Annotated in this window: 20 protein-coding genes and 1 riboswitch; of the genes, 14 read left to right on the top strand and 6 right to left on the bottom strand. The window is 38.0% G+C overall.

Annotation, left to right across the window (positions count from 1 at the left end; genetic code table 11):
• The first annotated feature begins 71 nt into the window (after positions 1 to 71).
• From pepE to G6R09_RS10240, 4 genes are all read left to right on the top strand, one after another.
• A complete protein-coding gene (gene pepE, locus G6R09_RS10255) occupies positions 72 to 809 on the top strand; it encodes a dipeptidase PepE (RefSeq protein WP_065176282.1) in 738 nt (245 codons plus the stop codon).
• Positions 810 to 1,939: 1,130 nt separating this feature from the next.
• Positions 1,940 to 3,967 carry an excinuclease ABC subunit UvrB gene (uvrB, locus tag G6R09_RS10250; RefSeq protein WP_065168167.1) on the top strand — a complete coding sequence of 676 codons (2,028 nt, stop codon included), beginning with the start codon at positions 1,940 to 1,942 and terminating at the stop codon, positions 3,965 to 3,967.
• 372 nt (positions 3,968 to 4,339) lie between these two features.
• Positions 4,340 to 5,785 (top strand): quorum-sensing sigma-54 dependent transcriptional regulator LuxO, encoded by a 1,446-nt coding sequence (gene luxO, locus G6R09_RS10245; RefSeq protein WP_065168168.1) that lies wholly within the window; start codon positions 4,340 to 4,342, stop codon positions 5,783 to 5,785.
• Entirely contained in the window at positions 5,785 to 6,144 is a 360-nt protein-coding gene (locus G6R09_RS10240) for an Hpt domain-containing protein (RefSeq protein WP_065168169.1), read from the top strand. Before luxO ends, G6R09_RS10240 begins: the two co-directional genes overlap by 1 nt.
• On the opposite strand, the gene yvcK is transcribed toward G6R09_RS10240, so the two are convergent.
• The 3 genes from yvcK to G6R09_RS10225 all read right to left on the bottom strand — a co-directional run bounded on the left by yvcK (position 6,106) and on the right by G6R09_RS10225 (position 8,117).
• On the bottom strand, positions 6,106 to 7,002 hold the full coding sequence (gene yvcK / locus G6R09_RS10235; protein WP_065168170.1) for a uridine diphosphate-N-acetylglucosamine-binding protein YvcK: 897 nt from the start codon (positions 7,000 to 7,002) through the stop codon (positions 6,106 to 6,108). The genes G6R09_RS10240 and yvcK overlap by 39 nt on opposite strands.
• A gap of 112 nt (positions 7,003 to 7,114) precedes the next feature.
• The gene (locus tag G6R09_RS10230) at positions 7,115 to 7,693 is read right to left on the bottom strand and encodes an LON peptidase substrate-binding domain-containing protein (protein ID WP_065168171.1); all 579 of its coding nucleotides are present in this window, start codon (positions 7,691 to 7,693) and stop codon (positions 7,115 to 7,117) included.
• Between the two features lie 196 nt (positions 7,694 to 7,889).
• Positions 7,890 to 8,117, bottom strand: a complete 228-nt coding sequence (locus G6R09_RS10225; protein WP_065168172.1) for a hypothetical protein — start codon at positions 8,115 to 8,117, stop codon at positions 7,890 to 7,892.
• Between the two features lie 184 nt (positions 8,118 to 8,301).
• A riboswitch (molybdenum cofactor riboswitch) is annotated at positions 8,302 to 8,475 on the top strand.
• Here G6R09_RS10225 and moaA point away from each other — a divergent pair.
• From moaA to oppF, 10 genes are all read left to right on the top strand, one after another.
• On the top strand, positions 8,464 to 9,453 hold the full coding sequence (gene moaA, locus G6R09_RS10220; protein WP_065168173.1) for a GTP 3',8-cyclase MoaA: 990 nt from the start codon (positions 8,464 to 8,466) through the stop codon (positions 9,451 to 9,453). (Overlaps the previous riboswitch by 12 nt.)
• Before the next feature lie 91 nt (positions 9,454 to 9,544).
• Entirely contained in the window at positions 9,545 to 10,024 is a 480-nt protein-coding gene (moaC, locus tag G6R09_RS10215; protein WP_060998187.1) for a cyclic pyranopterin monophosphate synthase MoaC, read from the top strand.
• Positions 10,021 to 10,266 (top strand): molybdopterin synthase sulfur carrier subunit, encoded by a 246-nt coding sequence (moaD, locus tag G6R09_RS10210; protein ID WP_163922172.1) that lies wholly within the window; start codon positions 10,021 to 10,023, stop codon positions 10,264 to 10,266. The genes moaC and moaD overlap by 4 nt, the downstream gene beginning before the upstream one ends.
• 1 nt (position 10,267) lies before the next feature.
• Positions 10,268 to 10,714 (top strand): molybdopterin synthase catalytic subunit MoaE, encoded by a 447-nt coding sequence (gene moaE, locus G6R09_RS10205; protein ID WP_163922169.1) that lies wholly within the window; start codon positions 10,268 to 10,270, stop codon positions 10,712 to 10,714.
• Positions 10,715 to 11,235: 521 nt separating this feature from the next.
• Positions 11,236 to 11,397, top strand: a complete 162-nt coding sequence (locus tag G6R09_RS10200; RefSeq protein ID WP_162270714.1) for a hypothetical protein — start codon at positions 11,236 to 11,238, stop codon at positions 11,395 to 11,397.
• Positions 11,398 to 11,851: 454 nt separating this feature from the next.
• Complete coding sequence (locus G6R09_RS10195; RefSeq protein ID WP_163922166.1) at positions 11,852 to 13,483, top strand: ABC transporter substrate-binding protein; 1,632 nt, start codon at positions 11,852 to 11,854, stop codon at positions 13,481 to 13,483.
• 79 nt (positions 13,484 to 13,562) lie between these two features.
• Positions 13,563 to 14,483: an oligopeptide ABC transporter permease OppB gene (oppB, locus tag G6R09_RS10190; protein ID WP_065176281.1), complete on the top strand. Its 921-nt coding sequence runs from the start codon at positions 13,563 to 13,565 to the stop codon at positions 14,481 to 14,483.
• A 16-nt stretch (positions 14,484 to 14,499) separates the two neighbouring features.
• Positions 14,500 to 15,411 carry an oligopeptide ABC transporter permease OppC gene (oppC, locus tag G6R09_RS10185; protein ID WP_065168275.1) on the top strand — a complete coding sequence of 304 codons (912 nt, stop codon included), beginning with the start codon at positions 14,500 to 14,502 and terminating at the stop codon, positions 15,409 to 15,411.
• A 131-nt stretch (positions 15,412 to 15,542) separates the two neighbouring features.
• On the top strand, positions 15,543 to 16,505 hold the full coding sequence (locus tag G6R09_RS10180) for an ABC transporter ATP-binding protein (RefSeq protein ID WP_163922163.1): 963 nt from the start codon (positions 15,543 to 15,545) through the stop codon (positions 16,503 to 16,505).
• Between the two features lie 2 nt (positions 16,506 to 16,507).
• Positions 16,508 to 17,494 (top strand): murein tripeptide/oligopeptide ABC transporter ATP binding protein OppF, encoded by a 987-nt coding sequence (gene oppF, locus G6R09_RS10175; protein WP_065168180.1) that lies wholly within the window; start codon positions 16,508 to 16,510, stop codon positions 17,492 to 17,494.
• 40 nt (positions 17,495 to 17,534) lie between these two features.
• On the opposite strand, the gene G6R09_RS10170 is transcribed toward oppF, so the two are convergent.
• The 3 genes from G6R09_RS10170 to purB form a co-directional block, all read right to left on the bottom strand.
• Complete coding sequence (locus tag G6R09_RS10170) at positions 17,535 to 19,142, bottom strand: sensor domain-containing diguanylate cyclase (RefSeq protein ID WP_065168181.1); 1,608 nt, start codon at positions 19,140 to 19,142, stop codon at positions 17,535 to 17,537.
• Positions 19,135 to 20,706: an EAL domain-containing protein gene (locus tag G6R09_RS10165; protein WP_065168182.1), complete on the bottom strand. Its 1,572-nt coding sequence runs from the start codon at positions 20,704 to 20,706 to the stop codon at positions 19,135 to 19,137. The genes G6R09_RS10170 and G6R09_RS10165 overlap by 8 nt, the downstream gene beginning before the upstream one ends.
• Positions 20,707 to 21,164: 458 nt before the next feature.
• Entirely contained in the window at positions 21,165 to 22,532 is a 1,368-nt protein-coding gene (gene purB / locus G6R09_RS10160; RefSeq protein ID WP_163922161.1) for an adenylosuccinate lyase, read from the bottom strand.
• Positions 22,533 to 22,540 lie beyond the last annotated feature (8 nt).

Raw genomic sequence — 22,540 nt, 5'->3', positions numbered from 1 at the left:
TAGTGAGTTAAATATAAATAGTGTTCGCGATAACACACCTGAAGAATAAACATAGGTTATAGGATAGAACAATGGATATTTTATTACTCAGTAACGGCAAAATTGCAGGTAATACCCACGTAATGGAATTTGCGGCAGATGCAATTATCGATCAAGTTAAACGTACTGGGGCGAAGCATTTTGTAGTCATTCCATACGCAGTTATTCGTTCCAGCCATGATGATCGTGTGGCATTGGTTCAGGCAACATTTGATAAGTTAGGATTGGATTGTATTGCAACAGGCTTGCACAATGCTCCAGATCCAGTAGCAGCTATAGAACAAGCTGACGGTATTATTGTGAGTGGTGGCAATACATGGGTACTAAATAAAACCTTACATGATTTAGGTCTCGTTGGCCCTATTCGTAAAGCAGTATTAAAGCAAGGTAAAGCCTATATTGGTTGGAGCGCGGGCACCAATATTGGTTGCCCAACGATCCGTACAACTAATGATATGCCAATTGTTACTGGTGCTATTTTATCCTCATTAAACTTCGTGCCTTTTCAAATAAATCCGCATTATTTAGAAGCATCTGTTGAAGGGCATATGGGTGAAACTCGTGATGAACGTATTCAAGAATTTCTTGAAGTTAATAAGCATGAACCAGTGATTGGTATTCCAGAAGGAACATGGTTAGCGATCGCTGATAATAATATTAGTTATCATGCCGCTAATGGTAAACCATTAAAATTCTTCAGCTACGGTAATGAGCCTGTTTATTATCAACCAGGCGATGATGTGCAGTTTTTAATGAATCTTAGTTACTGAGTGCATTGTTAGTATTTTGCGCTGATATACAAGGCTAGTCATCAAGGCTAGCTTTTTTTGTTTTTTTAATCAAAAAGACTTGATTTTTAAGAAGTGCCTAATGGTCAGGTGTTTTGGCTGTTGTCCACAATTTCTGTGGATAACTATGTTGATGATCGTCGTTACTTTGATGGGTGTTGATAAAATGCCAAATGGCAAAAGAGGCGCTATTAGCAATGAGAGTAAGGCACTTGGTGATAAAATAAATATAAAATTGTTATTAATAATGAATAATTATAGCTATCTATAGCGTGATATTAAAAATTGTAGATTCTGGAAAAGCTGTGGATGATAGTTAATTTATTAGCCGTTACAGTACTCAATAATTGAAAGTTTTCACGTAAAACCAATCATATCTACTGAGTATGGATAATTTAGCATAATTTAAAAGTGGTTTTTTAGTAAAAAGACATAAAAAACGATGAATTATTTTATCATACATTATAAATTTTAATTTTAGCTCCATCGATTAATAGTTATTATTATTTTCTATCTGTTTGAAGTAAAAGATATTTTATTATTTGTTAATGTGATGCCTATGTTCACATAATAAATCACATTATGATGCATTAATTTTGGTTATATATTGTTGCTGATACATTCATTAGTAAGTATTTATTATTGATAGACCTTTGCTTATTATTTTGCGGCATTGAGTATTTCTGTATTCATTATTGCCTTCTATCTTTACTAACATTAGTCAGTAAGCGATGAAATACTCAATGTTAAAATGATCACATATTATATGTATCGATATCTGTTTTTATTTTTAACCTAACATTGGTTGGTTTTGCTTCAGTAATAAAAATCTAAAGTCCAAAGGGGATTTAGTATTAATACTAGATTGTGGCTTTTACTGTTAAAATTGATTTTGGTGTTCGATTTTTGTTCGGTATTGTTTTTATTACTGAAGCTATTTTTTATATACTCTGCCTCTGCCTCTGCCTCTGCCTCTGCCTCTGCCTCTGCCTCTGCCTCTGCCTCTGCCTCTGCCTTACCGCATGTTACACGTCTAACACTTCAAGCCAGTATTGACATTACTGGAAGGGTGCTCACAATGATAGACAGTATTGTTATTACGGATAAATGTAATGAGTAAACTGTTTAATCTTGTTTCTGATTATTCTCCAGCGGGTGATCAACCTACGGCAATAGAGCAATTAATGGATGGACTCGATTCTGGTCTTGCACAGCAAACGTTACTTGGCGTAACGGGATCAGGGAAAACGTTTACGATTGCTAATGTTATTGCTCAAGCCAATCGTCCAACTCTTATCATGGCACCCAATAAAACCTTAGCAGCTCAGCTCTATGGTGAAATGCGGGATTTCTTTCCTGAAAATGCGGTTGAATATTTTGTTTCCTATTACGATTATTATCAACCTGAGGCTTATGTACCTACGACAGATACGTTTATTGAAAAAGATGCATCAGTAAATGCTCATATTGAACAGATGCGATTATCAGCCACTAAAGCATTAATGGAGCGGCGTGATGTTATTATCATCGCGTCAGTATCTGCTATTTATGGTCTTGGTGATCCCGAATCTTATTTGAAAATGATGCTTCACGTTCGCCGAGGTGATGTACTCAATCAGCGTGATATTTTGCGTCGTTTAGCCGAACTGCAATATAAACGTAATGATGCTGTTTTTGAACGTGGTACGTTTCGTGTTCGTGGCGAAGTAATTGATATTTTTCCGGCAGAATCTGAAAAAGAAGCCATTCGACTTGAGCTATTTGATGATGAAGTCGAAGTCATTTCAGCATTTGATCCCCTTACAGGTGCCATCATTCAACGTGATTTAGCACGGACAACGATTTACCCTAAAACTCACTATGTGACACCAAGAGAGAAAATTCTAGAAGCGATTGAAGGAATTAAACTCGAACTCACGCAGCGTAAGCAACAATTACTAGATAATAATAAACTAGTTGAAGAGCAGCGTATTTCTCAGCGAACCCAGTTTGATATTGAAATGATGAACGAACTGGGTTTTTGTTCTGGTATTGAAAACTATTCACGTTATCTCAGTGGGCGTACTGAGGGTGAGCCACCACCAACATTGTTTGATTATCTTCCTGCTGACGGTCTATTAATCATTGATGAGTCACACGTTACTGTTTCTCAAATTGGTGCCATGTTCCGTGGTGACCGTTCGCGCAAAGAAAATCTGGTTGAATATGGATTTCGATTACCTTCAGCACTTGATAACCGACCAATGAAGTTTGAGGAGTTTGAATCATTAGCGCCACAGACTATCTATGTATCGGCGACACCTGGTAACTATGAAATTGAAAAATCGGGGGGCGATATTGCAGAGCAAGTGGTGCGTCCGACTGGGCTACTCGATCCTGAAATAGAAGTCAGACCCGTAGCAACCCAAGTTGATGATTTATTGTCTGAAATTAATATTCGTTCAGCCAAACAAGAACGCGTATTAGTCACAACGCTAACCAAGCGTATGTCTGAAGATCTTACTGAGTATTTAACCGAGCATGGTGTAAAGGTACGTTATCTTCATTCTGATATTGATACCGTAGAACGGGTTGAAATTATTCGTGATTTACGTTTAGGCAAGTTCGATGTATTGGTGGGAATTAACTTATTACGCGAAGGATTAGATATTCCAGAAGTGTCTCTGGTTGCAATTTTAGATGCAGATAAAGAAGGCTTTTTACGTTCAGAAAGATCCTTGATTCAAACCATGGGACGTGCGGCACGAAATGTCGAAGGCAAAGCGATTTTATATGGTGATCGTATTACGGGTTCAATGGAGCGGGCAATAAATGAAACTCAACGCCGACGTGAAAAGCAAATAATTTACAATTTAGAAAATAATATTACACCACAAAAATTGAATAAGAAAATTGGTGATTTATTAGAGCTCGGTGCTCCAAGTGGACGTACTAAGTCACGTAATAAAGCTGCAGATCTCCATAAAGTCGCAGAATCTAAAGGTACTTATTCAATATTAACTCCGCAACAATTAGAGCTTGAAATACAAGCACTAGAAAAACAAATGTATGACTTTGCACAAAACCTAGAGTTTGAACAGGCCGCTGATACGCGAGATAAAATCCATCAATTACGACAGCAGTTTATTGCTAATAGCTAAAAAATGTTTTTAGCATTAACCGTGAGATAAAAAAAAAGCCAGCCGATAAAAGTTTCGGTTGGCTTCATTGTTACGTGAAAGAATCCACAAACAACGTCAGTTGGCTAGGTTGACCCCTAAGATAGAGAGTCAGTATTTATATAGCATACTCCATGCCAATTTTTATTTTGCGGTCTGTTTGTCTTTTTCTGTGAATATACACGGTATTAGTTGTGTTTATTTGTCGTTTGAACAGTGCAAAAAAAGAATGCTTTTGCAAAATGCGAATCATTATGCGAATCGATCTGGCATAATATAAAAAATACAAATTAGGAACCCAGTTTCTGTTGTATTGATTACAATTAGCTTAAGGGGTTCGTTTTTGGAGGAGCGATGGAAAGCATTACACGACAACGCCAAGTCTTAATGGTTGAAGATACTGCGTCAGTAGCTGCCTTATATAAATCTTACCTAAATCCCCTCGGACTCAATGTTAGTATTGTGGGAACAGGTAAAGAAGCACTGAGCTTTATTAAAGATATTATTCCGGATCTAATTTTATTAGATCTTCGTTTGCCCGATATGACAGGCATGGAAGTATTACAACAAGTTCGACAACAACACGGAAATATTCCGGTTGTGATCATGACAGCTCACGGATCGATTGATATTGCTGTTGATGCGATTCGACAAGGTGCTCAAGATTTTTTAATTAAGCCTTGTGAGGCTGATAGATTACGTATAACAGTTAATAATGTATTTAAAGGCAACACCAAATCATCTGATACCGCTTCTAAACAATCTGACGGTGCTCAATATCAAGGTTTTATTGGTAACAGCTTACCTATGCAAGCGGTATATCGTGTTATTGAATCTGCGGCATCAAGTAAAGCCACCGTATTTATTACAGGTGAAAGTGGTACTGGTAAAGAAGTGTGCGCTGAAGCGATTCATGCTGCGAGTCCAAGACATGATAAACCGTTTATTGCGTTAAATTGTGCTGCCATTCCTAAAGAATTGATTGAAAGTGAATTATTTGGTCATGTAAAAGGGGCATTTACAGGGGCATCAACCGAGCGCCAAGGTGCGGTTGAAATGGCACATAATGGTACCTTGATGTTGGACGAACTATGTGAGATGGATTTAGACTTACAGAGTAAGTTGTTGCGTTTTATTCAAACAGGTACCTATCAAAAAGTTGGCTCATCAAAAACATCGCGCGTAGATGTACGTTTTGTTTGTGCAACCAATAGAAACCCATGGCAAGAAGTACAGGAAGGGCGTTTTCGAGAAGATCTTTATTATCGTCTGCATGTGATTCCAATTACATTGCCGCCTTTGCGTGATCGCGGTGAAGATATAATCGAAATAGCCCATGCATTACTTGGATTAATGTCATTAGAAGAAGGTAAAGATTTTAGCCGTTTCTCTAAAGAAGTATTACAGTTGATAGCGTCTTATTCTTGGCCTGGTAACGTTCGTGAGTTACAAAATATTATTCGTAATATTGTGGTGCTAAATACTGGCGAAGAAGTCACTAAAGAAATGGTTCCACCGCCAATAAATGCTATTTTTGGTGCAGAAATTGCATCACCAATGTCAATCTATCCACAATTGAATACGCTAACGTCTGCAGTGAATACGTCATTTGTTGATGAAGTGCATAAAGATAAAATCGAACCACTTTGGATAGTAGAAAAACGTGCTATTCAATGGGCTATTGATGCTTGTGACGGTAACATTCCGCGAGCTGCTGGATTGTTAGAAGTCAGCCCATCGACAATTTATCGTAAATTACAAACTTGGCAAGAAGCTACGGGTAGTCGGGAGATTGATTAATGGCAACCACTATAAATGCAGAAACATTAAAAAGACTGGCTGATGAAGTCGGTGCAGAAACAGTCGTCATATTACTGAATGTATTTAGTGATGAGCTTGAACAGTATTTACAAAAGCTGTCAAGCCAGCCATCAGTAAATCAAATTGGTGAAATTAGTCACGCGATCAAAAGTAGTGCTGCAAGTTTTGGTGCTGATGATTTAGCATTGATGGCGCAAGAATGTGAATACCGAGTCAGACAAGGGCAAGATGACTGGATGATTGACCATTTACCTCAATTTAGGCAAATGGTCGAAGGAATGGCTGTTGAATATAAGCAACTAGCGGGTAGCGATGAGTCTATCAACCGCATGCTTTAGTTTGTTACGATCATGACGCCACTCATGATTATTAGAGGCTAAATCAAGTACCATTTGTTGATACTTAGATGCAAGCTGTGGCTGATGTTCGTCAGTAATAATGGTATCAATCACTCTGCCTGCCATTGCGCGTTCGCACCAATGTAACATTGTTTCAAGGCTCATCTCTCCAGCTGGGCCTTTTTCTTTGTCCAAGTTAGTAATAAAAGCGATTTTCGCTTTACTGACTTTTAACGCTTGCTCGATATCGCGTAAGAGTAATACCGGCATGATACTGGTTAAAAAGCTACCAGGACCTAAGAGTATAATATCTGCTTCTATAATTGCATTTACCGCTTCTTTGGTTGCGGGTACTGCCGGCTCTAAATATAGCCGTTTAGGCACTTCTGCCAATTCATCGACACTGGTTTCACCATTAATTATTTTACCGTCATAGGTGATTGCGGCTAAATCTGATGGGTGTTCAGACATCGGAATAATATAAGGCTTAACATGGAGCATATCGCGAATAAGATTAATGGCGTCTAAAGGGCGAATACATAGATTATCTAATGCCGTTAACATTAAATTACCCAAATTATGGCCATTCAGTTCACCATTACCGCGAAAACGGTATTCAAAAATCATCGAACCAATCGATGGTTCAGTGATTAATTGGTTAATACAGTTACGCATATCTCCCCACGCAATCCCGCCCTGACAAGCGCGAATACGACCAGTAGAACCACCGTTATCTGTTGTGGTGACGACACCTGTTACTTGTGAACCATAATCGGCTAGTGAGGATAAAACACGACCTAACCCATGGCCGCCACCAATGGCAACAATACGCGTTGTTGCGGTACTCTCTGTAGACATAATATTTGTTCTAATTATTATTTTATGGGTATATTTTAACAAATGTTACGTGTTTATGCATTTATTGGTTAATGTCCATTTGAATATTAATCAGATAATAGTGATGTTTAAGTCAGTGTTGAGTGTAAATCTTACTCATAAGATAATCGCAAGCATGAAGGCAATTAGGGTGGTTGAGTAGGGTTTGTTTTTCTTGGGTCGGTAGCGGTAATATTTCAAGCCAGCGTTGACATAACCAACTTAAATTATCAAATTCTTGTTGGTGGTGTAATTTGTCTAAATCAGGGTATTTGTCAAACATCAATTGTAACCGTGTCGACAATAATTGTTGTTCAGTGGTGATCTCTTGCTGAGGCCAGCGCGGTAACTGTTGGCATTTACCCCAGATAATATTATCGCTACCTTGCTCAATAGTGGCAATTTTAAACAGCTCTTGGCCATAAATATTTAAGCTAATTACTGGATTATTCGGCTCATGATTAAAGTCCTCAATCGTGACTCTTGTGCCGATATGGTACAATTTTTTGCGTGATGATTTATTACTAAACATGCAGATACCGATACCCGCTTTTGATAACAACAAGGCTCTCAGTGTTGTGGTGTGGGTAATTCCTGATAAATAAAGTTGCATTCGTCCAGTAGGAAGAATATGACGTTTCTGGAATAATAAAGGCATATTGAAAGTAGTCATGGCTGCACTATTTTTATAAAGTGTATTCTTTTATAGGCAAGCAAGTCTGATGCCGAAGAAACACAAAAGCATGGTTGAGTAATCAACTACCTGATTGCAAATAATTAAACAACCATTGCTTTTATTATAATTGTTCAAAATAATAACCATGTTGCATATAATAAATGCAAAATAAAAACCATTATGCTTAAATGATCTACTTCGTTTGATCAATCCACGACTGAACACTGTCAGTTGGTAATAATTCTAAGTGGCCAAAATCATCAAAATACCACCCTTTAATTAAGCCCTTATTGCGCATTTCGATAAAATTACTAAGCACCTGTTGTGCAGCTGCATGCGCAGAGTCATTATCAAGGCTTTCTTCTCGTTGCAGATAAAGAGCAATATCATCCAATGTTGCTGATTCGATTATATTGGACATAAATCCTCCATTAGTGCCATCAATTTAGGGGTAAATACTTAACTAGTATTGTCGTATTTCTGCTCGAAAGGTAGAATGTCAGCCTGTTTTTTTCAGTTATTTGTCAATTTTCGAAAAACTCTGATACTTTTAAATAAGAAATGCCGTTGTGTAACATTAATAGTTAATCAACGACTGATGTGCATGACTGCCATAACTCCGAGCTTTTTTCACTAAGTTGCTACGTGCTGTTTGAGTATTCCAATAAGGAATGACCAATAGTCAATAAGTGATTAACGCCAGTGACATAATGTCACCAGGGTTGGTTTAGAAATGAATCGGCCTCCCGCATTTGGAAAGGTGTTCCGTGGCTAAACAATTAGAAGATAGTTTTCATCGTAAATTTTACTATTTACGACTCTCAGTTACCGATGTGTGTAACTTCAAATGTACTTATTGCCTACCTGATGGCTACCAACCAGCGGAAAAAAAGAAGCCCTCTTTTTTGACCTTGGATGAAATTCATCGAGTGACGGCAGCTTTTGCTGATTGTGGTACAACCAAAGTACGTATTACTGGCGGTGAGCCAAGTTTACGTCGTGATTTTACCGATATCATTCGTACCGTTGCGAGCCAACCTGGTATCACTAAAGTGGCGACCACCACTAATGGCTATCGCATGGCAAAGCATGTTCATGAATGGCGTCAAGCTGGATTAACACACATTAATGTCAGTGTTGATAGCTTAGATCCAAAGATGTTTTACCAGATCACCGGTGAAAATATGTTTCATCAGGTTATGGAAGGTATTGATGCGGCTTTTGATGCAGGTTTTGAACAGGTAAAAATCAACACTGTTTTACTCAAAGATCTTAACTCTCAAGAACTACCTAAGTTTTTAGAATGGATTAAAACCCGTCCGATTCAACTACGCTTTATTGAGTTAATGCAAACAGGTGAAATGGATAGCCTGTTTAGTAAACATCATGTGTCAGGTGTCAGCATTCGTAATCATCTGATTGCTAACGGTTGGTTATTAAAAGTAAAAAGTAACAATGATGGCCCAGCTCAAGTTTTCTATCACCCTGATTATATTGGTGAAATTGGTTTAATTATGCCATATGAAAAGAATTTTTGTGAAAGCTGTAATCGTCTTCGTGTATCGGCAAAAGGTAAGCTACATCTGTGCCTATTTGGTGAAGAAGGCGTTGAATTACGTGATTTATTAGCTGACGATAGCCAGCAGCCACAACTTATTGAGCGTATTCAAGCAAGCTTAAATACCAAAGCTGTCAGTCACTTTCTCGATGAAGGTAAAACGGGCATGACGCCAAACCTTGCATCTATTGGTGGCTAGGTTATACGAAGTACGATGATAAATAATACATTAGCTATCGATATATAATTATCGGTAGTGAACAAGTTATTGCTTTTATTGGGAATAAAGAATGAATCAATTTACCCATATTAATGCTTCTGGTGAAGCTAACATGGTTGATGTATCAGCAAAAGTAGAGACAGTACGTGAAGCACGTGCAGAAGCATTTGTGCATATGGCACCAGAAACCTTGGCATTAATTGTCTCTGGTCAGCATCATAAAGGTGATGTTTTCGCAACAGCGCGCATTGCAGGTATTCAAGCTGCGAAGAAAACATGGGATCTGATCCCATTATGTCATCCACTACTACTGACTAAAGTCGAAGTTCAATTAGAAGCGATTGCTGCTGAAAATAAAGTTCGCATAGAATCTTGCTGTAAACTAACCGGAAAAACGGGCGTTGAAATGGAAGCGTTAACAGCTGCTTCTGTTGCGGCATTAACGATCTACGATATGTGTAAAGCCGTTCAAAAAGACATGGTTATCAGCCAAGTACGATTACTTGAGAAGACAGGTGGTAAATCTGGACACTTTAAGGTTGAAGCATGATTAAAGTACTGTTTTTTGCTCAAATTAAAGAGTTAGTCGGTGTTGATAGACTTGAGGTTGCAGCAGAATTTGCAACAGCAGATGACTTACGTCAGTCATTATTATCTCGCGGTGATAAATGGCAGTTAGCATTAGAGTCGGGTAAATTATTGGTTGCTGTTAATCAAACCATTTGCCGATTAGATACTGTCATTAAAGATGGTGATGAAGTCGCGTTTTTCCCACCAGTCACTGGGGGATAATATGATTTCAGTCCAACATCAAGATTTTTCAGTTGCAGATGAATATGCCAAGCTTGCTGAAGGTAATGAAGCGGGCGCTGTGGTGACGTTTATTGGTAAAGTGCGTGATTTTAACCAAGGTGATGCAGTAACGGGTTTGTCGTTAGAGCATTATCCGGGTATGACAGAAAAAGCCTTGCAAGAGATAATTGTTCAAGCACGTAATCGGTGGCCATTATTACAGACACGAGTGATCCATCGTGTAGGCGATCTTGAGTTAGGTGATCAAATTGTGTTTGTTGGGGTTACAAGTGCGCATCGTGGTGCTGCATTTGAAGCCTGTGAATTCATTATGGATTATTTGAAAACTCGTGCTCCGTTTTGGAAAAAAGAACAAACACCATCGGAAAGCCGTTGGGTAGATGCGCGAGAAACAGATAATTCTGCAGCGGATCGTTGGTCGAAGTAACACTATGATTTATAAATAAAAGGAGCTGATTACAGCTCCTTTTTTTATAGGTGAACATTAACGATAAATACTATTTCTTATTTTTATTCTTATCTCGATTTGCCGCTGTGGTTGGAACATAGCTAGTGCGAAAACGGGATGGACTTGGTCGTGAAATGCAGCCTGTGGGTCTCATAATTTACTCTTATTCTCACCGTATGAAATAACAGAGGGATTACTAAGAAATTTAACGTGGTACGGGATATATTTCTTAATGACTAAATGATAGCGAGCTTATTGGCTTATTTATAGGATCTTTACCAGCTTATGATGTTGTTTGCTAAAATAATCTATCTGTTACTATTTTAAGATCCTTTTGTTATTAATACGAAAAAAGAGTGTCAATAATAAGGTGAGATTAAGCGTGATGTGCCATATTTATAGAGTGAAGAGCACAAAGATAGTATTGAGCTGGTATAAGGCCAAGTAGTAAAGATGTAGTGACGGTCTGCTGGCATTATTTAACAGCGGAGAAGTTGATTATGCATAAACGTATATCTTGCAAAAGAGTGAAGCAGATGATGGCTGATGTTGGTATTAATGATAATAAGCATGATGATGAAGCACAGCTATTACTTGAACAAAAACAACAAGCAGTAAGTGAAGATAAGCAGCTTATTAAGCTAGATAGCGAAAGTAAGTAAACTTAACTCAATTTATATAAGAGGGCATTACTAAGGTAGTGCCTTTTTTGTGTCTGAAATGTAATGATATTGTTTATTTTCGTGTCCTGTGCTGGTGCGGTTTAGTAGTTTTATATTCTGGTTTCAAATTAAAGTGCAAATTATAACCATTAAAAAGCACTTTTAAGCAATTTTTAATAATATTAATGGCTTTAACCTTACTAATAATAGGTTTAAAAATCTATAAATGTGACATTGATCTAGTCAATGTTAACTGTTGTTAACTAAATGTTTAGTATGAAATGTGTTTTATTTGTCTGTTTGTGGCAAATTAATATAACTCCTGTTAATGTTTTAGACAATTCTTCGGTTTGATAGCTGTTCTCTAGGATTGAGAATGACTATTTTGTTATTAATTAAGATGACCTGCTGAGAATGTCATGGATGTTATAAATTGATGTATTGGAGTTAATGCATGTATAAGAATAAAATTACTCAAGCTGTGTTACTTGGCGTAGGTCTAGTTGTTGCTCTTCCTTCTTTTTCAACTTTTGCAGCACAAGTTCCTGCCGATATTAAACTAGCAGATAAACAACAATTGGTTCGTGCTAATGGCACTGAGCCTGAATCACTTGATCCACAAAAGGTATCAGGTGTACCTGAATCTAATGTTATTCGTGATTTACTTGAAGGCTTAGTTAACCAAGATGCTGAAGGTAACTTGGTTGCAGGTGTTGCTAAATCGTGGCAAACGACGGATAACAAAACCTGGATTTTCAATCTACGTGACGATGCTAAGTGGTCAAATGGCGATCCTGTAACTGCTGATGACTTTGTTTATACTTGGCGTCGTCTTGCCGATCCAAAAACAGCGTCTCCTTATGCGTCATACCTTGAAATGACCACCATGGCCAACGCCACTGATATTATTGCTGGTAAACAATCACCAGAGACATTAGGTGTTGAAGCGGTTGATCCACATACATTAAAAGTAACACTAGATAAGCCTCTATCGTATTTTGCTGCAATGCTGGTTCATACATCAATGAAACCAGTAAATAAAAATGCGGTTGAAAAGTTCGGTGATCAATGGACTAAAGTGGGTAATTACGTATCTAATGGTGCCTATCAGCTTGATAGCTGGGTTGTGAACGAACGTATTGTATTAACCCGTAATAATAATTACTGGAATAATAAAGAGACGGTTATCAATCAAGTGACATTCTTACCGATTGAAAACCAAGTCGCGGCAATGAACCGTTTTCTTGCTGGTGAAGTTGATATGACCTATGAAATGCCAAATGAGCATTTTAAACGTCTGACAAAAGAATACCCACAAGATGTAAAGGTAACGCCTTACCTATGTTCTTACTACTACGAATTTAATACTGCGCGTAAACCATTTGATAATGGTGATGTGCGTAAAGCGCTATCGTACGCGATTGATCGTGATGTATTAGCCAAATTCATTGTTGGTAAAGGTGAAACCCCTGCTTATAACTTTACCCCGTTATCAACAAATGGGCTTGAAGTAGACATGCCTGAGTATGCGCAATTAAATCAAAAGCAGCGTTTAGAAAAAGCCAAAGCATTATTAGCTGCAGCCGGATATGGCAAAGATAATCCGCTGACATTTAAAGTGTTATACAACACCTCTGAGAACCATAAGAAGATTGCAGTTGCGATTGCATCCATGTGGAAAAAAAGTTTAGGGGTTGAAGCACAACTTGAAAACCAAGAGTGGAAAAGCTACTTAGACAGTAAGCGCCAAGGTAACTTTGATGTTTCTCGTGCTGGTTGGTGTGGCGATTATAATGAAGCGTCAACCTTCCTAGCAATTATGCGTACTGGCCACTCACAAAACTACCCTAAATACGCCAGTGCTGATTATGACAAAGCCATTGATGACGCAATTCTTGCACCAACAGCAGCTGAACGAGCAGCAGATTATAAACGTGCTGAAGCTAGCTTAGCGCAAGATATGCCGATTATGCCTATCTACCATTATGTTAATGCACGTTTGGTTAACCCTCAACTCGGTGGTTACCCAATGAAAAACCCAGAAGATAATATCTACTCAAAAGATATGTACTTCATCGCTAAATAATACGCTTTTCATAATAATAATTAGCTGCCTTCTAATATGAAGGCAGCACTCGCACGCACAGCAAATACGGTAGCTTTATATGATTAAATTCATTGCTAAAAGGATTTTAGAAGCAATACCGACACTTTTGGTATTGATCACCATTTCATTTTTTTTAATGCGTTTCGCCCCCGGTAACCCTTTTACTTCAGATCGCCCTTTACCACCGGAAGTACTCGCTAATATTGAAGCAAAATACGGTTTAGATAAGCCAGTGTTTGAACAATACACCACTTATTTAGGCAATATTGTGCAAGGGGATTTTGGACCATCATTTAAGTATAAAGATTTTACAGTTAACGAATTGGTATCAAAAGCGTTACCTGTTTCCGCTAAAATCGGTTTTTTTGCGTTTATCTTTGCGCTAGTCATGGGTGTGAGTGTCGGCACTATAGCGGCGTTAAAGCAAAACACTTGGCTTGATTACACCATCATGTCGACTGCGATGGCTGGGGTGGTGATGCCATCTTTTATTCTCGCACCAGTATTGATCTATATTTTTGCGATTAATTTGCAATGGCTACCTGCTGGTGGTTGGCAAGACGGATCGTTAAAATTCGTTATTTTGCCGATGTTAGGTATGGCTTTATTGTATGTTGCAACCTTTGCTCGTATTACGCGTGGCAGCATGATTGAAACCTTAAACAGTAACTTTATTCGTACTGCTCGTGCTAAGGGTTTGAGTTACCGTCATATTATTTTAAAGCACGCTTTACGCCCTGCATTATTACCTGTGGTGTCATACATGGGGCCTGCTTTTGTCGGTATTATTACCGGTTCTGTTGTGATTGAAACTATCTTTGGTTTACCTGGTATCGGCAAGTTGTTTGTCAATGCAGCCTTTAACCGTGATTACTCGTTAGTGCTGGGAATTACGATTTTGATTGGTTCGTTAACCATTATCTTCAATGCCATTGTCGATATTGTATTAGCGATGATCGATCCTAAAATTCGTTATTAAGAGGCTGATAATTATGATTTTAACTAAAAAAGATAATGTTGAAGCGCTAGAGAAATTCTCAGCAAGCCTTGAAATAGAAGGCCGCAGTTTATGGCAAGATGCGCGCTCACGTTTTTTTCGTAATAAAGCGGCGATGGTGTCGTTAATGATTTTAGGGTTGATCACGTTGGCGGTTATTTTTGGTCCCATGGTGAGTCAATATGCGTTTGATGATACTGACTGGTATGCATTGCATGCTGCGCCATCATTAGGGGCTGAAGGGCACTTCTTTGGTACTGATAGTCTGGGACGCGATCTTTATACACGTACCTTGGTCGGTGGTCGAATTTCACTGATGGTGGGCCTGTTAGGTGCGTTAGTGGCGGTGGTTATTGGCACACTCTATGGTGCAGCATCAGGCTTTATTGGCGGTAAAACAGACCGAGTGATGATGCGTATATTAGAAATTCTATACTCAATTCCATTTATGTTTTTTGTGATTGTGTTAGTGACCTTTTTTGGTCGTAATATCATGCTGATCTTCATCGCTATCGGGGCTATCTCTTGGCTTGATATGGCGCGAATTGTGCGTGGTCAAACCTTATCATTACGCGGTAAAGAATTCATAGAAGCTGCCCATGTATGTGGTGTGAGTCGGTGGCGGATCATTACTCGTCATATTGTGCCGAACGTGTTGGGTATCGTAGCGGTTTATTCAACTTTGTTAGTACCTGCAATGATTTTAACCGAATCCTTCTTAAGTTTTCTTGGACTTGGCGTACAAGAACCAATGACAAGCTGGGGCGCATTATTGAATGAAGGCTCACAAACGATGGAAGTGGCTATTTGGCAGTTATTGTTTCCTGCTGGCTTTATGATGATTACATTATTTTGTTTTAACTATGTCGGCGATGGTTTACGCGATGCGCTAGATCCAAAAGACAGATAGAAATAAGCAGCGACCTTTTTAGTATTCACCAAAGTGAAAATAATAAAAGGTATCGCCAATATCATTCACTTGATAATAAATAATAACCGAAGCGAATGTACGGTGCTGAGCGTTGATAACAAGGAAGTAGTATGAGTTTGTTAGAAGTTAAAGACTTACGGGTTGAATTCACCACACCAGATGGCAATGTTACAGCAGTTAATGATTTGAATTTTTCGTTAGAACAAGGTCAAACTTTAGGTATTGTTGGTGAATCAGGTTCAGGTAAGAGTCAAACCGTATTTGCCATTATGGGCCTATTAGCTAAGAACGGCATTATTAGTGGTAGCGCTAAATTTGAAGGGCGTGAGATTTTAAATCTATCCGAAAAACAACTAAATAGTATTCGTGCTGAACAAATTGCGATGATTTTTCAAGATCCAATGACATCACTCAATCCCTATATGAAAGTCAGCGAACAACTGATGGAAGTACTGATGTTACACAAAGGGATGAGCCGTTCTCAAGCTTTTGAAGAATCAGTAAAAATGTTGGATGCGGTTAAAATACCCGAAGCACGTCAGCGTATGACGATGTACCCACACGAGTTTTCAGGTGGTATGCGCCAGCGAGTGATGATTGCAATGGCATTATTATGTCGACCAAAACTATTAATTGCAGATGAACCAACAACAGCTCTTGATGTGACAGTACAAGCGCAGATCATGGAATTACTCAATGATCTTAAATCTGATTTTAACACCTCGATCATTATGATCACTCACGATCTTGGTGTGGTCGCAGGCAGTTGTGACAAAGTGTTGGTGATGTATGCTGGACGGACGATGGAATATGGCGATATTAATGATATTTTTTATCGTCCGAGTCACCCTTATACCGAAGGATTGCTACGTGCGATTCCGCGCTTAGATACCGAAGGTGAAGATTTGCCAACAATTCCGGGTAATCCACCTAACTTATTACGTTTGCCGGTCGGTTGCCCATATCAAGAACGTTGCCACCGTGTACTGCCACGTTGTAAACAAGAATCGCCATTATTAATGCCATTTGCACAAGATAGATTACGTGCTTGTTTTGCTGAGATGGGAGCATAGTGATGAAAGCCGAAAAGAAAGTATTATTGGATATTACTAACCTTAAGGTGCACTTTAACATTGCGTCTAAATCAGCATGGCCTTGGACTCAGCCTTCAAAATTAAAAGCTGTTGATGGGGTCAATGTTAGTGTTTATGAAGGTGAGACTTTAGGTGTTGTTGGCGAATCTGGCTGTGGTAAATCAACCTTTGCGCGCGCGATTATTGGATTAGTGGAAGCGACGGATGGTCAAGTAGTGTGGTTAGGTCAAGATTTGACTAAACTGAATCACAGCGCATTACGTGAAACGCGTAAGCAAATTCAAATGATTTTCCAAGATCCATTAGCATCGTTAAACCCGCGTATGACGGTTGGTGAAATAATTGCAGAGCCCTTAAATGCCTTTTATCGTCATTTAAGCGCCGATGAAGTGAAGCAGCAAGTTCAAGCAATGATGACCAAGGTAGGCTTGTTACCGAACGTCATTAACCGTTATCCGCATGAGTTTTCAGGCGGTCAATGTCAGCGTATAGGTATTGCACGAGCATTGATTTTAAAGCCTAAAATGATTATTTGTGATGAACCAGTATCAGCACTTGATGTCTCGATTCAAGCGCAAGTGGTGAATTTACTTAAATCACTTCAAAAAGAAATGGGATTAAGCTTAATCTTTATTGCGCATGATTTATCTGTGGTGAAACATATTTCTGATCGTGTTTTGGTGATGTATCTAGGTAATGCGGTTGAGATGGGGGAGAGTAAAGCACTGTTTTCTAATCCTCAGCATCCTTATACCAAAGCGTTAATGTCGGCAGTACCGATCCCTGATCCACAGTTAGAGCGCAATAAACATATTGAGTTGTTAGAAGGCGATTTACCGTCACCGATGAATCCACCATCAGGGTGTGTTTTTCGAACCCGTTGTCCTAAAGCTGTTGCTATTTGTGCTGAGAAAAAGCCAGAACTGCAAGGGACTTACCAACATGCGGTTGCATGCTTACAAGCATAATGATTAATATATGAATAACGCTCGCTGGTACCACTGGGCGTTATTCTTTTTTAGGAAAGTTGGGTGGAGATTTGAAAATATAATTATTTAACTGTTGTTGTAACGCTTTTTTATTTTCAGCTTTATTTTTTTTATTTTTATATAATATTTTGTCTGCACGTACTAATGCATTATGCAAACTTTCATTTTTTGCTATAACAGTACAACCAGTTGAAATTGATATTTTAATATTGTGATGACAAAAGTAGCCACTAAAAATAGCTAGTTCTAATCGGTCTGCCATAATTAATGCTTGTTCTAAATCTGCATTAGGTAACACGACGCAAAACTCATCTCCTCCGAGTCGAATACAAATATCACTATCTCGTGTCATATCCTTAATTGTTGATGAAATATGCTTTAATGCTAAGTCACCAATATCATGACCATAGGTGTCATTTATTATTTTAAAATCATTGGCATCAAATATAATAAGTGCGGTAGGTTGACCATTTTTATTATTTTCTGTCACGATATCTTTAATAATCGTATCCATTACTCGACGATTAAATAATCCAGTGAGCAAATCAGTATAAGCCTCTAATTGATAACGTTGTTTTTGAAATTTATGGCGTTTTAAAGCAACATTCATATAATTGAGAATAATTAACAGTGAAATACCTAATATAGCTATTTTTATTGCAAAGTTAACAAAAAACCACGGCGATATATCAGCAAAAATTAAGGTATTGTTATTTAAATGAGTATGCACAGGAATTGAAGGTAATAGTCGATTGCTATAACCATCATAAATTTCAATTTTTTGCTTTTTGTCTTTGATATACAAATAAAAATTAAGCGAAGATTTTAATTTTTCTGGTAATGTAATTGATTGTATAAGTGACTTTACTGGAATATCAACCCCAATATCACCGACTATTTTATTATTGCTATAAACGGGAGATTTAATGGTAATGATTTTTTCATGAGAGAAAAAATCCACATAAGGGTAAGTGTAATACATCCCTTTTTGTAAATCATCAAGTGGTTGAGACTGCGAGCGCTGTTTATAATAAAAATCAGTTGAAAAATATTCTTTGGTAGTATTAAACTTATCTGCTGGAAGCTTTGATGAGAGATAGAAGTATTTTAACGCGTGAGAAACATAGTAGTAGTTATACATAACTGGATGGACTTGTTGTTCAGCCCATAATTCATCTAATACGGCAAATAAAAGGGTATCTTTTTGAATTAATTGATTAGGAAATCCAGGGCCGATTAAGCTACCATTGAATAAATTATTGGGATAAATACCACGATTAAAGCCAAATTCTTTTAAGTCTGGGTAATAATGAATATCTGCCAGTACTTGCAGTTGTTTGTTATGCTTATCAAAATCAGCAATGGCTTTGGTTGCAGTATTCGCATAGCGTTTATTTCGATATGCGAGTGAATCTGTCGTGTTTTTTATAAGATTTAGATTAGCCTCTATATATAAACGCGTCTCGTTTATTTCTTGGCGTAGACTAAAACTAACAATGATTACCAGTACTATTAAATTTAAAAAAATAACCAAACAGCGTCTGATCATATCATTACTACATAAGATATGATCAGTATGCCATTTTGAGGTTCTATTCTTTAATATGTGTTGTTCAGCTTTAGACATTAAAGTTTTTATCACTAGCTAATTTACTAAATGGCACCGGCTTACTGTATAAAAATCCTTGATGATAACGAATGCCTAATTCGGTTAATATTTTTGCTTGTTGTTCTGTTTCAACACCTTCAGCAATCACTTCAACCTCAGCTTTTTCAGCAAACGCAACTAATGATTTAACAATAGAGCTTGCAGCTAAAGAATCAATATCATCAATGAAAACTTTATCGATTTTGATCGTTGTTGCCTGTAATTTTTGTAATGCTAAGAAATCACAGTAGCCGTTACCCACATCGTCCAACTTAATTTGAATACCCATTGCGTTGAGCTTAATACAGTTTTGTTCTGCTTGCTCAATATCATCAATCGGAGCGCGTTCTGTTAGCTCAAAGGCAAAATTATGCGGAGCAATATGATAGTGAGCCAATGCTGAACGTGTAATATCTATCAGTTCAGGATCTTGCAATACACTGGCGCTGATATTGATACTGAAATAATAAGGCAGAGTTTTACCGTGTTGCATTTCTAGCTTACGAATATCACGTGCAACAGTATTAATTAATTGGAATGTGAGGGGTGTAATAACACCATTGGCCTCGCACTGAGGAATAAATTCATCCGGTAGAATAACTTTACCTTTTTTAGTTTCCCAGCGGATTAAGACTTCATAGCCACAAGTTATCTTTTTTTCAGCATCAATAATTGGCTGGTAATACGGCACTAAATGGTTTTGCTTTATAGCATTGAGTATCAAGAATTTAATAATGCTGGTGCTATGGTAACGACGGTATAGCATCACTAAGACAATAAAAATCAGTCCGCTTAGAATCAGTAACAAAAACGGTTTAATATGAGCACGGTAGTCAGCAATGACTTTTGGAGTCACGTAATATTTTATCCATGCTTGGTTATGCAGTGGCATTGATAAAATAGGCTTAACGATAGTTTTTAGAGCACTATTCGCACGCACTGCAGATGGTGGTAATTTTGACGTTGGCTGAGTATCACCGGTATACAGCGATACGCCATTATTTTCGATAACTTGCAACCAACATTGATCACACGCATTAGCCAGTAATGCGTTAGTCGGTTGTTTAGCGATATCAACTGTAATAATCCCGCCAACGACATGCTTACGGAATTGAACGATTGATTCATTATTATCAGCATTAGCAATAACAACCACTTCGCGATTTAAAGGGATTTTTTTTGCTGGTGAACCATAAAGTTGGCTGAGATTGGAATGGTCGCCACAAACCTTACCTGACTTAGTTTCTAAGCTAATACTGCGAATATGTGATGAATAATAACTGGCACGTTCAAGTTCTGAAATATCTTCTTTATCACAGGTATAGGAAAGGTGGTACTGAAGATTATCAAGTAAAATAGACGTTGATTGAATACTGTGTAAGTAGTTTTCAGAACGTTGGTGTTCAAATGACTCGAGATTATATTTAAACAGCTGACGACCAACTGTTTGTGAAGTAAGTGCTAACGTCACTAAACCTATAGCGATAAGTAAAATCGCTATAGCAATGCTATAAAATGAAATTGAGGGACGTCTGATAGTCACGATGGAATAACTCTACTTTTTGTTAGCCAATTGTCACAATCAAGATAGCAAAAACAAATTCGAGATGCTTCTGAAGAGTTATGAAAACAATAAAAAATTAAATCAGACTTTATTTATTATTTTTTATATTAGTTTAGTGCATTGTTTTATAATGTGGGGGATGCCTTAATGGGTATATATTCCCCTTGTGAATAGTGGTGTTTATTTATTATGGCTGAAACTGACTGCAGTTATGTTTAATTTTATATTTTTATGCATATTTCAGAAAATTAGCGTTTCTGAATGTCTAGTTGAATATACAAAGTTGTGATTATTAAGCGTAGGTAACGATTAAAAGTATAGAAGTAAGTACTATTCCTTTCGTCAGTACAACGTCAGAAGATCTTAAATATTAGGTTAATAAAAAAGGACGTTATATTAATAACGTCCTTTTGGAATCAATTTATTTAGCAAATTATTTAAAGCAGATCAGTTAGCTTAACAGCATCGCCAATGTAGTTTGCTGGTGTTAGCTCTTTTAGGCGTACTTTTTCATGTTCAGGTAACTCTAGACCATCAATGAATGTGCGCATGCCTTCACCATCAACACGCTTACCACGGGTTAGCTCTTTTAGCTTCTCATACGGCTTCTCAATACCGTAACGACGCATTACTGTTTGTACTGGCTCTGCAAGTACTTCCCAGTTGCGATCTAGTTCAGCTTCTAGTGCTGCTTGGTTAAGCTCTAGTTTGCTGATACCTTTTAGCGTTGATGTGTAAGCAATAATTGCATAACCACAACCAACACCTAGGTTACGTAATACCGTTGAATCTGTTAGATCACGCTGCCAACGAGAAACCGGTAGTTTCTGCGCTAAGTGGCCAAAGATAGCATTCGCTAGACCAAGGTTACCTTCTGAGTTTTCAAAGTCGATTGGGTTAACTTTATGTGGCATAGTTGAAGAGCCAATTTCGCCAGCAATCGTTTTTTGCTTAAAGTGACCTAAAGCAATGTAGCCCCAAATATCACGATCAAAATCAAGCAAAATAGTGTTGAAGCGGGCAAAGCCATCAAACAATTCTGCAATATAATCATGTGGTTCAATTTGAGTTGTGTAAGGGTTAAATGTGATCCCTAATGATGTCACAAACTCTTCACTGTATTGATGCCAGTCAATATCAGGATAAGCTGATAGGTGAGCGTTGTAGTTACCGACAGCACCATTGATCTTACCAAGAATTTCAACATTTTCGATTTGCTTGTATTGACGCTCCATACGGTACGCCACGTTAGCCATTTCTTTACCCATTGTTGATGGAGAAGCTGGCTGGCCGTGAGTACGAGTCAACATTGGCATGCCACGGTATTCATTTGCGAGTGCTTTAATCGCATCAATAACATTACGCACTTCTGGCAACATTACGCTTGTACGCGCTTCTGTTAGCATTAGTGCATGAGATAGGTTATTGATATCTTCTGATGTACATGCAAAGTGAATAAACTCATTAACGGCATGTAATTCAGGGATTTCAGCTACTTTTTCTTTTAGGAAGTATTCAACTGCCTTTACATCGTGGTTAGTTGTGCGCTCGATTGTTTTAATACGAAGTGCATCTTGCTCACTAAACTCAGTAGCAATACGATCTAGAAAAGCATTCGCTTCTGCGCTGAATGCCGGAACTTCCACGATAGCATCAGTAGCGGCTAATTTTTGTAACCAACGGATTTCAACGATAGTGCGGTATTTTAGTAAACCGAACTCACTAAAAATACTACGTAGTACGCTTGTTTTACTTCCGTAACGGCCATCTACTGGGGAAACAGCTGTCAGTGCTGACAGTTCCATGTTGATCT

It is taken from the genome of Photobacterium sp. Alg240-V54 (assembly GCF_900537155.1).
Lineage (GTDB): Bacteria > Pseudomonadota > Gammaproteobacteria > Enterobacterales > Vibrionaceae > Photobacterium.
The sequence above is the reverse complement of the archived record's forward strand: the minus strand, read 5'-3'. Positions and strand labels throughout refer to the sequence as shown.

Bases quoted from the DNA above. Each gene is read 5' to 3' on its own strand.
- G6R09_RS10240 (WP_065168169.1), top strand. From the start codon at position 5,785: ATGGCAACCACTATAAATGCAGAAACATTAAAAAGACTGGCTGATGAA.
- yvcK (WP_065168170.1), bottom strand. From the start codon at position 7,002: ATGTCTACAGAGAGTACCGCAACAACGCGTATTGTTGCCATTGGTGGC.
- G6R09_RS10225 (WP_065168172.1), bottom strand. From the start codon at position 8,117: ATGTCCAATATAATCGAATCAGCAACATTGGATGATATTGCTCTTTAT.
- moaC (WP_060998187.1), top strand. From the start codon at position 9,545: ATGAATCAATTTACCCATATTAATGCTTCTGGTGAAGCTAACATGGTT.
- moaE (WP_163922169.1), top strand. From the start codon at position 10,268: ATGATTTCAGTCCAACATCAAGATTTTTCAGTTGCAGATGAATATGCC.
- pepE (WP_065176282.1), top strand. From the start codon at position 72: ATGGATATTTTATTACTCAGTAACGGCAAAATTGCAGGTAATACCCAC.
- oppB (WP_065176281.1), top strand. From the start codon at position 13,563: ATGATTAAATTCATTGCTAAAAGGATTTTAGAAGCAATACCGACACTT.
- G6R09_RS10180 (WP_163922163.1), top strand. From the start codon at position 15,543: ATGAGTTTGTTAGAAGTTAAAGACTTACGGGTTGAATTCACCACACCA.
- moaD (WP_163922172.1), top strand. From the start codon at position 10,021: ATGATTAAAGTACTGTTTTTTGCTCAAATTAAAGAGTTAGTCGGTGTT.
- luxO (WP_065168168.1), top strand. From the start codon at position 4,340: ATGGAAAGCATTACACGACAACGCCAAGTCTTAATGGTTGAAGATACT.
- purB (WP_163922161.1), bottom strand. From the start codon at position 22,532: ATGGAACTGTCAGCACTGACAGCTGTTTCCCCAGTAGATGGCCGTTAC.
- G6R09_RS10230 (WP_065168171.1), bottom strand. From the start codon at position 7,693: ATGACTACTTTCAATATGCCTTTATTATTCCAGAAACGTCATATTCTT.
- G6R09_RS10195 (WP_163922166.1), top strand. From the start codon at position 11,852: ATGTATAAGAATAAAATTACTCAAGCTGTGTTACTTGGCGTAGGTCTA.
- G6R09_RS10200 (WP_162270714.1), top strand. From the start codon at position 11,236: ATGCATAAACGTATATCTTGCAAAAGAGTGAAGCAGATGATGGCTGAT.
- G6R09_RS10170 (WP_065168181.1), bottom strand. From the start codon at position 19,142: ATGTCTAAAGCTGAACAACACATATTAAAGAATAGAACCTCAAAATGG.
- oppF (WP_065168180.1), top strand. From the start codon at position 16,508: ATGAAAGCCGAAAAGAAAGTATTATTGGATATTACTAACCTTAAGGTG.
- uvrB (WP_065168167.1), top strand. From the start codon at position 1,940: ATGAGTAAACTGTTTAATCTTGTTTCTGATTATTCTCCAGCGGGTGAT.